Origin of the sequence: Marinifilum fragile JCM 15579, from assembly GCF_001310955.1 — a bacterium.
Taxonomy (GTDB): Bacteria; Bacteroidota; Bacteroidia; order Bacteroidales; family Marinifilaceae; genus Marinifilum; species Marinifilum fragile.
In genome coordinates, this window is the sequence record NZ_BAZX01000042.1 from 18,043 (window position 1) to 29,555 (window position 11,513).

The window sequence follows — 11,513 nt, forward strand, 5'->3', positions numbered from 1 at the left end:
TGGATGTATTCAATCGGAACTTTGAGTATTACTCCAGTGATAATGGACGTAACCAATAAAAGGGAAATTTGCCTTTTGAAACTTGGGACTCCTTTGTTGTCCGATAGAGTCTGTCTGAACCAGTTTCCTTTTGTTTGTTGTTGCTCCATTGTCCAGTCTGTAAGTAATTAATTTGATATCTGCCTGAATCTCTGTTTGCGATACATGAAGTCTCCAATTGCTGTATAGAGAAAGCATGATCAGAAAGACCAGTACAGCATGTTCTGGAGAAAAGAATCCTTTGATTTCGTTTGTTGTCATTTGCTTTTGTTATTGGTCAAAAAAAAAGCGTCAAGCCAAGCAAAGCAACTACTCCAAAAGAAATTCCGACTGTACCTAAATGAGTTTTCAGAAAAGCAATGCGATTAAGCCAACCTCTTTTAAACTGAGGTTGAGATTGAGCCAGCTGATTGATAAATCTCTCTCGTTCCAAAAGTAATTTTGCAGCAACTTCATTGGCATCAAAACGTTTCAAAGCTCCCTGGGTTTTTGCTCCTACAATGCCATCTACTTTTAGAAAAGCTCCCATGCTGTTTAAAACAGATTGCAAACTCTTTACTGCTCTGCTTTTGCCTGAGTTTACTGCATAATCAAAAAGCTGATTGGCCACAACCTGAGGCATTAAGCCGCATTGAAGCGGTACCCAAAAATTGGCACGATAAAAATGGCGAACAGGCATTGCCAGGGCAGAAAAGAAAGTATTCCTTTTAATTGGTTTTACTTGCTTGTCAATGAACTTCCAACCTTCCCAATTAGGGAATGCGACTCTTGAAATTCCTGCATAAGTTTCTTTCCCATTGTCATGAGGATGATTTGAATATCCTCCTTCCATCATTTCTGTAATGTGATAGCTTGTTTCAAATGTTGCCATAATTAAATTGTTACCCCGATTTTAGATAAGATGGATCTTGCAATTGCCATTTCCTTGTTGTCAAGCTCATTGTACAGTTCAGCTACCAAAGTTCTCTTCCTGGGCATTCCGTATTCACGACCAACCAGGAGCCAGTCGGCACTATTCTTTAGTACCCTCAGATTGCTGTACACTTGCTCTTCATAAGTCCCCATGTATTCAAAAGCATCCAATAGGGATTGAGCAATACTTTTGGCAGTTGCAGTTCCAATGGTAGGTTTGACTCCTACTTTTGAAATCTCATCATTGATTTGATTCTGAATTTTGTTTTCAGCTTCTTTTCTCTCTTTCTCACTTTTGGCTCCAGTAAACCAGTCAATCATTCCATTCATTCTGGAAAACATTTTATAACCAGCATAAAGAGCCAATCCCATTACCAGCAAACCGCCTATGTTGACCATTTGCTTTTGAGCTGGATCAAGATTTTTATATTTTTTGGCTCCTTCCGAAACTACCAATTTGGTTGCTGCGGCCTGAGGTAAAACTCCTAGCATAAGTGTCGGTATTTGTAAGCGTTTGCAAGTAATTTATTCAAGTCTTTTCCTGAATTCTGGAAATACTCAATGATTCGTAAAGACTTGTCATTTAAAGGGACTGCAAAGCTTTCTAAAAGCTCGGCTTTTTCCTCCTTACTGAATTTCTTTTTCTCTTTGCTTGTTGGCATGTCTTTATCCTTTTTGAATTACTACTGTGTTGTTTGTGTTCTGGCTTGTAAAGTCTCTTGTTTCAGTTTGAGAAATCAGAAATAAACCTTCCTTTTCTGCAATTTCTGAATCTTCAAGAAACACCCAGAAATCTGCTTCCTCTTTAATGTCTTCTATCTCCAGGCTCTCTTTTGTTTCCAAAGGATAACCGATTTTGGATGAAGCATTAGGGTGAAGGATAGCAGTTGATTTTGTTTTGTTGGTAATGATCAAAGCCTTTGAAGCTGAAACACTTACTTTGATAAGTCGCCCAGCTTCAACGACTGATTGAATGTTCTCAAAAAGTCTCATTTGTAACTTATTTTTCCAAAGTGAACACAAGTGCACCTTTTACCTCTGCACCTGTAATAAATGAGGTGGCAATTCGAATAGAATTGTTTGAGATGGGTTGTTCCAAAATCATTTCCTCACGTCCCGATCCAATCTTGAAGTAATCCAAGGGAACACTTTCAACAATGGATAGTTTACCGTCATGAGTTTTGATTTCTACGTCAATATTGCCCCCGTTTTCTCCGATCCATGAAACTGCTTTCAAGTGGTCGTAATCATCAAAACTAACCACCTCATTAGAGGTGGCTGTTGGGTCTGATGATTGTTTATTGATGTTATAAACAAATCTTTTCATTAGGCGTGGTTTTCAGTGATTTTGTACCCAACAAAAGCAACTTCAATAACAATGTCTTTGTCAGCAGGACAAGGAGCATTGAAGATGTTTAGTTCAGGTAAAATGGTTTGATTTGGAGCAATGATAAAAGGACTAACCTCATGAGCCATGTCTACTGTTTTATCATCACCAGCTTGCTCTGGAGTCATGTGACGCAAAATGGCCTTCATTTTTTCTTTATTGGCTACTTTGATTGATAACTCATTGTTGAAAAAGCTTGCAAGAGTTGGATTTTCAGAACCAACATTGAACTCCTGTGCAGAGATTTCATCCTCGCTGGCCAATTTTGCCGCACAATTTGCGGTTGAGATCAAAATCCCAGTTACCAGGAAAGCAACACCACCAGTCAAACGTGCTGAATCGATGTTACGAACACCATCTTTTTCCACGTCCTGAGGTTTCATTAATTGCTGAATTCCTGTTTTCCCTGCCAGTGATTTACGGAAGTACAAAACATCTTTCTCGATCTGAGCTCCGTCAGTATCAAAAGTGATTTGCTTGTTTGCTTTTGCAATCGCTCTTACGTTTGCTTTTTCTTCTAAAACTTTAACTAATTCCATGCTATTTAAACTATTACTCTATGTTTCTAAAAATTTATTTTTATTTATGGCTTGTCTGGTAAGTGGCCTAGTTTACCTCGTTTAATTCGTAGCTTCCACCTTCATAACCACCATCTGAAAGAGCTTCCAAAGCATTGATTTCATCTTGCTCTTCCATATCAAGAATATCCTGGTAGCTACCTACTGCATTCAGCTCATCACTCATGTCGTCTTCTGTGTATTCAGCCAATTCAGCCGCACCGATTGAACCATGAAGAGCAGGGATAAAACCAGTATCTTCCTTGGCAAAAGGAGTCATTGCAGATAAGGCTCCAGCTGTGGCAATACCAGCGCAAATGCTTTTGTATTGAGCAGGAACTTTTAAGGCTCCAACAGTACCAATTGCTGCAACGCCTACACCAAGTCCCACTTCTTTTAATTTCTTTTTCTTTGGGTCAACTTCCTGGTCTACTTTCAGAACCTTTTTACCCATAACAACCGCATATCGTCCAGCCATTACGCCACCTACGGTTTTAGCTAACTCCATACCAACTACGGAAATGTTGTTTTTTCTCATTACTTAAATTTTAGATTGATTTACTTTTTCTTATTTGCTCCCCACAACAAACCACCACCAACTAAAAGCAAGGCTCCAATGGCTAAAGGGTTCATTCCTGCTTGTTTTGTGTTGTTAGCAGTTATAGGTTGAAATGAATTTGACTGACCTGACTCAGTATGATAGGTTCCATGATCATTTGAAGCCTGATAACTCGGAACACTGTAATTTGGTTTTGCTGGCAAGTTCACATCTGGCTTTTTCTTATCGAGTACCCGATTAAAAATTACCAGGTTGTTTTCAGCTCTGCTTTTCTTTTGTTCCAGGAGTAATCTTTTTGCAGGATCAGTTTCATTTTTGATTCTTTCACTCAGATTACTGATTCTCTTTTCCTTCATTTTCTTGATCATGTCACCCAAACCAACAGCTTTCAAGATGGAGAAGATAGGAGTCAGGATCATGGCTACTTTCTTTGCAATGGCAGCACTACCAATTGCTGTTGTAGTTGCTACAACTCCCAATTCTTGCTTGGCAATGTCCTTATGAACCAATTTCAAGAAAGCCAATCTTTCCTTTTCGTATTTCGACATAGGTTTGGAAGATTGAGTATTCGACTTTTTCAATAGTGCCAATTTTTGAGCACTTGCTCTACGTCTTTGGCGGCGTCTTCTCCTTCTTCTTCCTTCCAGTTGGCCTAAATCTCCAGCCAGGTTCATGTAAGGAAGACTTGCTTTCTGAGCTGCTTTTTGCCAGGCACTTGCTAAGACTCTTCTTAGTTTACTTTCCTTACCACCTAAAAAGCGGTATTTCTTGGCAAATTTGGAATAAGCACGTTTGGCCGCATTGTAATCTTTGGTAGAAATTCCCAATTGCTTAGCCTGGGCAGCTGAAAGCAATCCATAACCCATTTTAAGAGCCAATCCCTTCTTGTTGTTTTTGATTCGGGAACGTAAAACAGCACGAATGGCAATGTTAATCGGGTTGATTTTCATTAAGAACTTGGCAACCTTTTTAAAGCCTTTGGCAATGAACTTTCCAGCCTTTTTAACTGTTTTTTTGGCATATCGACCAAACTTTTTGATTTTACGTCTGAACTTTTTGAAAAATCCATCCAATGCAGATAGCAATCCAATGGTTTCACCATTTTCACCAGCCATTCCATTAAGAGGAGAGAGGTTTTCTCTTTCCCATTTGGAACCATCTGTCAGTTTAATGATGATACCATCCAGGGATTCTCCATCTCTAATAGCCTGTAAAGCAGCTTTCATGTGTAACCAGAACTTATGACCAAAACCTAAGGTATGGTACTTTTCAGGTTCCAACTCATATTCTTTAAGTGTGGTTTTCAGTTGGGTTTCTCCCAGGATTAGAAGAGCTTTTTCCTCTTCCTCCAGTTCTGAATCACCAATTCCGTTGACCTGCTCAGAATCATGAAGTCTTTGCATGATGGTGTCGTAATTCTCGCCACTTTCATGCAATTGGTTCAATGCTCCAAGACCGTCAACAAATTCGGGATCTGCTCCAACCCCAGCCAATGTTTCAATTTGCATTTGTTTGTCTTTTTTAGATGTATATTCAGCTTCACAGTTGAAGCGGTGTAAGACGGTATCGATACAGACATCACCAACAACAACATAGACGTGTGAAAAGGGCTTACCCTCGTAACCAGCTATTCGAATGGAAAAAGGAATACCAAGACAGTAAAGAAGAGAGCCAACAAATAAAGAGTGATCATCACAATCACTTGGCGTGTTTGGAGTGGATCGGTTTAGCCATATCCTTGCAGGAGTGCTAAGTTGTTCAATTCCTGGAGTATCTTTCTTGTACTGAATGTGATTGAAGACAAAATCCCAAATCGATTTTAGGGTGTTGTACCTGGTATCACGTTTCAGGCTTTTGGCTAACTCCTTTACCTGTTCATGGTGTTTTTTAATGATATCGCACATGATGGAAACTGTATCATCTACCGATCCTTCAGTGAATGTGCTTGTGAATTTGACATCACTGGTATCAATTAAATGATTGAACTCAAAGCCAGGTTTGATTTTTCTCACCCCTTGATGTACAATCTGACCATTAGCAGTGCGGAACACTACATCTCCGTTTTTGTTAGTTGTTTTTAAGACGGTTTCCATTTTATAACTTGCTAAATATGTCAGTTAGAACAGATGCAGGATTATTAATTGTTTTGGCAATGTCCTGCCAGGTTCTGCTAATATCAATTTTGATGCTGGGCATATCAATGCCGTTAACTTTCAGGTGATCCACATACATGCGTAAGTTGTGCCCCTGTAACTCTTTTGCCTTTAAAAGCTGGATGATGGAAGCTAGTTTTACCGAAAAAACATACTTGATTTCGGTTTTTGCATTGCCAGTAACCTTTTGGTTAGGCTGTTCCAAAGGTGTCTTTCCAAGTAATATCTTTTGATCGCCTTTTTCCAGGATCAGGTTAATCTGGTAGGTGTTTAAAGTGGCAGTAAATCCAATTTTACTGGTTAGCTCCATACCACCGTTCAGGTTTAAAGCACCTCTTTTAAAATCTACTTTAATCCTGGGAAGACCTTTGGGTTTTACCTCGATTTTATTTGTGGTATATTCCTTGATTTTATCTTCCAGCTGATTGGCCTTGTTGCCAAGGTAGGGAACTAGTTTATCCCTAAAGTAGAAAGCTGTTGCAAGGCTACCAATAAGTATGATGTGTCCTGTTTTCATATCCCAAATATGAGGATATCAAGCTAACAGTCAATGTGTTTGAGTGAAGCTGAATTAAAGTGAAAGACTATGCAAATTGCTGACTGCCATTTTTAATGAAAAAGTAGTTTGACAATCTACAATGATATCCCCGATCAGGCATAAAAAAAGGAACCTTTAAAAAGCTCCTTTTATCCTGTATCCATGTTTGGGGGGCGTTTATATGTCCTCTTCTTCCTGTTGTTCTTGTGAAAGATATGTTTGTAAGGTGGTGAATATCTGCATTTGTTCCTGATGAGTTTTAGAGAATAGAACGTATAACATCTGTCCCAGATAGGCTTGTGCATCAGGTTGCATTCTGCGAATGGCATCAATGATTTGACGTTCCTGGATATTGAATTCATTTCCCACACTGCCCAGTGAACTAGGGTTTTGTGGCATTAGGTTGTTAGCAAGCATACCCAATGTAGTTTGAACCGCTGGCATTTGTGTTATGGCTGTAACGGTGTCCTTGGTTGTGCTTTTCTCAGCTTGCTCTAATTCTTTAAGGTGATTTTCCTTTAATTCTGAAATCTTGTCTTCAAGTTTTTCAATTTTAAAACTCTGTCTTAAGTTGGTGTCTTCCAGCACCCTTATTTTACCTTCGTATTCCGTTCTAAGGTTTAAAATGGTATTAAAATTCTCTCTTTCCAGGGCTCTTAATTCTTCAGAGGCATTTGTCATTTGTTGTTGATTTTGGGAACTTATCCCGTTTTCTGGATATATTCCATTTAATTCATTAAAATATTTTTCGGCCATTCTTCTTTGTCTGGCCTCGTTTTGACATGATACTGAGCAATATTTGCTGTCTGATCTTCTGCCAATAATTGGTTCATTACATACTATACAATTCATGATTTCTTGTACTAAGTGGTTATCTGGATGATTGAATATGTGTTTAATCTTTAGATGGTTAAATGAGTTATCCAGTTACAGGGATAAAAATATGGGTAAATGGAATATCAGGAATTAGCATCTTGGTTCAAGATCGAGCAAATGTGATTTGTAATTACATATTAACTTGGAGGTGAAACTTTGTTGCTGCTTGATTAGTTTTAAACATTTTAAAATTAGATGTAGAAATCTTAGTTCAAATGAAAAATTAATTTCAAATTTGAACAATTAAAATCCATTAGAAAAATTGACTTGCCAAAATGATTGAAAAGAACATAAACGAAGCATTGGTCAAAAAGGAGCCAGCAGCAAGAGCATTATTAACATATCTTTATCAACTTGATGAGAAACTGAAATTTGAAGATGCAGCTGTTTATCACAAATTTCCTATATACCCTAATGTTGATAGTGATTCAACAATTTCTGCTAATGTTATTTTTGTTTCCAGAAATCATGGAGTTTTTATTTTTCAAACCATAGAATGTTCGAATAGAGAACGAATTTCAATTGAAGATTATGAAAGTAAACTCAGTGAAATAGATCGTCTTGTCTTTGCTAAGGTTATGAGGGAATTACCAAGTCTTCAGAAAAATAGAAGGTCTTTGAAGATTGAAATAGTTCCGATTGTTTATCTTAATAACTTTAATGGGGAGTATAGTGTAGATTCGGAGTTCGATATAATAGATAATATAAAACAATTAGAGGATATAATTACTGGATCATTTGCAGAGGATATTATTTCTCCGATTGAATTTAAGGAACTTAAATCAACTATTGAAGGATCGAAAGGAATTCCTAAACAGCGAGAAAGAGAGCTTCAGAATGAGAAAGATTTTGAGAACTCTATGGGAGCAATACTTTCTGCAATTGAAAATGAAATTTATAATTTTGACTTAGAGCAAAAGAGGGCTGCTCTTTTCGTGATTGATGGAGCTCAAAGAATAAGAGGATTAGCAGGTTCTGGAAAAACTGTTATACTTGCCATGAAAGCAGCGTTGATACATTTGCAATATCCTGAAGCTACTGTGTTATATACATATAATACTAAAAGTTTAAATGATATCGTAAAGAATTTGATTACTAGGTTTTATAGGCAGTTTGCTGATAGAGATCCTAATTGGTCTAAAATTCAAATTATGCATGCATGGGGTGGAAATATTTGGAAGGAGTTTATTCAAATACTTGTAAGCATAATGGACTATCTGCAATTGATTATGGAACAGCAAAAAGAAGTACTGGTGGTAGTGCCTTTGGATATGTTTGTGAGGAGTTGAATAAATATGAATTGCAGCAGCAATATGACTATTGTCTTATAGATGAAGCCCAAGATTTTCCAACTAGCTTTTATAGAGTCTGTAGGCAAATTGTAAGAAGAAATAGAGTGATTTGGGCTTATGATGATTTCCAAAATATTTTGCATGTAAAAATGCAGGATGAAAAAGAGACATTTGGTAAAGATGTTAATGGCGATTATTATATTGACTTCGCTAGAAAAGAAGATGAATTGCAAGACCTGGTACTGCACAAGTGCTACAGGAATCCAAGGAAAATATTAATTACAGCATTTGCACTTGGTCTTGGAGTCTATAATAAGTTGAGAGATGGTGGATATCAAATGATTCAGAGGCTTGAAAATAATGAACATTGGGAAAGTTTAGGATTTAAAGTTAAGGAGGGTGATTCATCTGATGGTTCTAAAATGGTAATTGAACGAAAAGAAGAAAATAGTTCAGGTATAAAAAATTCTTTGCTAGAATCGAATTCAATCATACGAATTTATAAAGCAGAAAAATTTAGAGAGGAATTGGATTTTATTGTTGATTCTATTTTAGAAGATTTAGGAAAGGAATTAAGACCAGAAGATATTAGTGTTGTTTGTATGGATAATATTAATGTCAAAAAATACTTTGATTACATACAGAATCGTTTAGAGCAAAACAAAATCAATTGTTTTAATTTACTGAATGTAGCCTCTAATAATAAAATATATAAAGTAAAAGATCATGTGACGTTATCTACTATTTATAATGCAAAAGGTAATGAATCTGGTAAGGTATATATTGCTGGTATTGATACTGTTTTTAGTAAGAGGAATGATATTACCGAAAGAAATAAAATATTTACTGCTATGACGCGAAGTGTTGCTTGGGTTACTATGTCGGGCGTTGGAGCTGCAGTTGATTATTGTATGGACGAAGTAAGTAAATTGATAGAAAATAATTTTGAATTGGTTTTCACGCAGCCAAGTGAAAAAGATGTGACCACAATTAGGCAAGGGATTGATACTACTCAAAAGTTATTAAATAAAATCGAGAGACTTGCTGAGGATTTGGTGAAGGAAACTGGAGTATCTAAAGATGAGATTGTCGATCAGTTGAAACTAAAATTCTTTAAAAAATAATGACTCCTGCTCAATTTAAAATTTCATTTGATTTAATACCTGAAATTCTAAAAGAGTTTGGATTGTTTAGAATGAAGGGAACCAAAAATATATCTAATGATGGTGTATCTGAAGAATTTTTAAGTGCATCAATTAAAGAAAACTATTTTCAGGCTTATAGGATTGGTTTAGAGAATTATGATTTTGATTTTATTTTAGAAGATCAATCATATTTTCAATTTGAATGTAGTTTCAATGATCAGTTAAAAATAAGATATTCATTTTATCAAAACCCAGTAGAGTTCATTTCTTATAATGAATATTTGCAAAACGAAATCGATAGGAGCGGATTGGATGAATCTATTGAAGATTTGGGAATGTTAATGACCGATGAATATGATCAGTTCTTAAATGATCAAGAATTAATTTCAAATTATACTACGTTTAGGTATGATATTGATTACGGTAATTATAGGCCACTGATTCATTCTATTTCTCATATGCATGTTGGCCATATAACTAATGTAAGGATTCCAATTGAAAAGATTATTTCACCACTTAGATTTGTTTTGTTTACGATAAAGCATGTGTATTATAGACAATGGAAAGAAATGGTGGAGAATAAAGGTAGTAAGGTGAATAGGTATTTAGCGTTAGCTCGTAATGGAGAGCAAGTATTAGGGAACCATGATTGGAGCTTATCGGAAAAATTAGATATTTATTTAAAATAAAGATTTGAATAGCCTAAATACAAATTCTACTAGTATTTTAATAAATTTATAATCTTCCTATTTAAGTCATCCACCAACTCATTATCATAGTCAAAATAAGTATCAGTAACCGTTGTTTTGCCATGTCCTAATGCTTGTGCAATTAATGGTTTTCCTGCTCCGATAGGCTTTTTAGCTGCTATGCCTGCCCATGAGTGTCGGGCATGATACATCATTAAATCAGGAATGTTAATAGTTTCGTGTTTGCCCAGTTCTTTAAGGTGCTTATTCATTTGCTTGGTAAGATTTCTGGCATTTGCATATCGTTCCTGGTATATCAAAAGTGAATTTTCTCCCTTTCTTGTTTCGATAATTTCCATTGCTTCAGGTTCTACTTTTACAGAGTAGCTTTTTTGTGTCTTATTTCTATCGTACTCAATACGTCCTTCCGTAATTAAAGCAATGTCGTATATGTCAGAATTATTCATGCCAATTAAATAGAATGATAGCATGAAGAAATCACGAGCTAATGCAATATATTTGTTGTCTGTTTTAAAGTCTCTAATTTGTCTGATCTTTTCAATTGGCAGTCTTAAATTTCGGGGTTTGCTTTCGGCAAATTCAAATTTTCTGAATGGGTAAATTTCTTGTCCGATAACCTCGTCAAAATCGATAGCTCTATTGAAAATTGCACGAATGTTTCTAAGATCAATATTGGTTGTAGCTGCACTGGAATTTTCAAGTCGATATTCTTTGTATCTATTTAGCCAGGCTTTTGTGATATCATCAAAGAAAAGTAATTCAGTCCCCATGTACTCTTTTAGTTTTACAAGTGTAGTGTTGTATTTTTCTTTGGTACTATTATTCTTTATTGTAGGCACGTATTTTTCCATATACTCCAGGAAATTTACAGCAGATTGTTGCTGTTTTCCCCCGTTTTTAATGTAGTCAGCAACTTGTGCCACACTCATAATGTCAATCCTTCTTCGCTCTTCCAGCTCCTCAATAAAGTCATCTGCATCGAGTAGGAGAGAGGCTAGTTTGTTATTGGCAGTTCTAATATTTTCAATGTCTGGACATCCTCTTTTTATGCGACCATTGTCCCAATATTTCTCAGGAATTGCAAAATTTGCACGTATATAAGAAGTTTTAGATTTGTGAGAAATTGCTAACTTTATCGGGTAAGTGCCGTCTTTCTTAGCTTTTCGGGTATCTAATATCAGTTTTGCAGTAGCCATTTAAGATGATTTTTTTGCAAGTTTTTTGCAATCTTTTACACTTTTAAAGCTACAAAAAGCATCTTAAACCGCAATATATTGGAAAGAATAAAGTACAAAAAAAGCGATAAAAACAGATGTAAAATACTGTAAATCATCGCTTAAAAATT

The 11,513-nt window shown here is 36.0% G+C and carries 15 protein-coding genes; 3 read left to right on the forward strand and 12 right to left on the reverse strand.

Features of this window, described 5'->3' with window-relative positions:
- Positions 1 to 9: 9 nt before the first annotated feature.
- The 11 genes from JCM15579_RS18755 to JCM15579_RS18800 form a co-directional block, all read right to left on the reverse strand.
- Positions 10 to 300: a hypothetical protein gene (locus tag JCM15579_RS18755; protein WP_054722648.1), complete on the reverse strand. Its 291-nt coding sequence runs from the start codon at positions 298 to 300 to the stop codon at positions 10 to 12.
- 16 nt (positions 301 to 316) lie between these two features.
- Positions 317 to 910 (reverse strand): glycoside hydrolase family 108 protein, encoded by a 594-nt coding sequence (locus JCM15579_RS18760; RefSeq protein WP_054722650.1) that lies wholly within the window; start codon positions 908 to 910, stop codon positions 317 to 319.
- Between the two features lie 2 nt (positions 911 to 912).
- Positions 913 to 1,443 carry a hypothetical protein gene (locus JCM15579_RS18765; protein ID WP_054722652.1) on the reverse strand — a complete coding sequence of 177 codons (531 nt, stop codon included), beginning with the start codon at positions 1,441 to 1,443 and terminating at the stop codon, positions 913 to 915.
- Positions 1,437 to 1,613 carry a hypothetical protein gene (locus JCM15579_RS20350; protein WP_157471557.1) on the reverse strand — a complete coding sequence of 59 codons (177 nt, stop codon included), beginning with the start codon at positions 1,611 to 1,613 and terminating at the stop codon, positions 1,437 to 1,439. The genes JCM15579_RS18765 and JCM15579_RS20350 overlap by 7 nt, the downstream gene beginning before the upstream one ends.
- Before the next feature lie 4 nt (positions 1,614 to 1,617).
- Positions 1,618 to 1,944: a hypothetical protein gene (locus JCM15579_RS18770; RefSeq protein ID WP_054722653.1), complete on the reverse strand. Its 327-nt coding sequence runs from the start codon at positions 1,942 to 1,944 to the stop codon at positions 1,618 to 1,620.
- Between the two features lie 7 nt (positions 1,945 to 1,951).
- The gene (locus JCM15579_RS18775) at positions 1,952 to 2,278 is read right to left on the reverse strand and encodes a hypothetical protein (protein WP_054722656.1); all 327 of its coding nucleotides are present in this window, start codon (positions 2,276 to 2,278) and stop codon (positions 1,952 to 1,954) included.
- The gene (locus JCM15579_RS18780; protein ID WP_054722658.1) at positions 2,278 to 2,877 is read right to left on the reverse strand and encodes a hypothetical protein; all 600 of its coding nucleotides are present in this window, start codon (positions 2,875 to 2,877) and stop codon (positions 2,278 to 2,280) included. The genes JCM15579_RS18775 and JCM15579_RS18780 overlap by 1 nt, the downstream gene beginning before the upstream one ends.
- Positions 2,878 to 2,944: 67 nt before the next feature.
- Positions 2,945 to 3,433: a hypothetical protein gene (locus JCM15579_RS18785; RefSeq protein WP_054722660.1), complete on the reverse strand. Its 489-nt coding sequence runs from the start codon at positions 3,431 to 3,433 to the stop codon at positions 2,945 to 2,947.
- Positions 3,434 to 3,453: 20 nt separating this feature from the next.
- The gene (locus JCM15579_RS18790; RefSeq protein WP_054722662.1) at positions 3,454 to 5,547 is read right to left on the reverse strand and encodes a transglutaminase-like domain-containing protein; all 2,094 of its coding nucleotides are present in this window, start codon (positions 5,545 to 5,547) and stop codon (positions 3,454 to 3,456) included.
- A 1-nt stretch (position 5,548) separates the two neighbouring features.
- Positions 5,549 to 6,124 carry a hypothetical protein gene (locus tag JCM15579_RS18795; protein WP_054722664.1) on the reverse strand — a complete coding sequence of 192 codons (576 nt, stop codon included), beginning with the start codon at positions 6,122 to 6,124 and terminating at the stop codon, positions 5,549 to 5,551.
- A 198-nt stretch (positions 6,125 to 6,322) separates the two neighbouring features.
- The gene (locus tag JCM15579_RS18800) at positions 6,323 to 6,997 is read right to left on the reverse strand and encodes a hypothetical protein (RefSeq protein ID WP_157471558.1); all 675 of its coding nucleotides are present in this window, start codon (positions 6,995 to 6,997) and stop codon (positions 6,323 to 6,325) included.
- Between the two features lie 299 nt (positions 6,998 to 7,296).
- Here JCM15579_RS18800 and JCM15579_RS20460 point away from each other — a divergent pair, with 299 nt between their 5' ends.
- The 3 genes from JCM15579_RS20460 to JCM15579_RS18815 are packed head-to-tail and all read left to right on the forward strand — an operon-like array spanning position 7,297 to position 10,147.
- Positions 7,297 to 8,310: a DEAD/DEAH box helicase gene (locus tag JCM15579_RS20460; protein ID WP_054722668.1), complete on the forward strand. Its 1,014-nt coding sequence runs from the start codon at positions 7,297 to 7,299 to the stop codon at positions 8,308 to 8,310.
- Entirely contained in the window at positions 8,196 to 9,437 is a 1,242-nt protein-coding gene (locus JCM15579_RS18810; protein WP_172677473.1) for an ATP-binding domain-containing protein, read from the forward strand. The genes JCM15579_RS20460 and JCM15579_RS18810 overlap by 115 nt, the downstream gene beginning before the upstream one ends.
- Positions 9,437 to 10,147 (forward strand): DUF2290 domain-containing protein, encoded by a 711-nt coding sequence (locus tag JCM15579_RS18815; protein ID WP_054722672.1) that lies wholly within the window; start codon positions 9,437 to 9,439, stop codon positions 10,145 to 10,147. Before JCM15579_RS18810 ends, JCM15579_RS18815 begins: the two co-directional genes overlap by 1 nt.
- Positions 10,148 to 10,176: 29 nt before the next feature.
- Here the strand turns inward: JCM15579_RS18815 and JCM15579_RS18820 are convergent, their stop codons facing one another.
- Positions 10,177 to 11,364: a site-specific integrase gene (locus JCM15579_RS18820; protein ID WP_054722674.1), complete on the reverse strand. Its 1,188-nt coding sequence runs from the start codon at positions 11,362 to 11,364 to the stop codon at positions 10,177 to 10,179.
- Between the last annotated feature and the right edge of the window lie 149 nt (positions 11,365 to 11,513).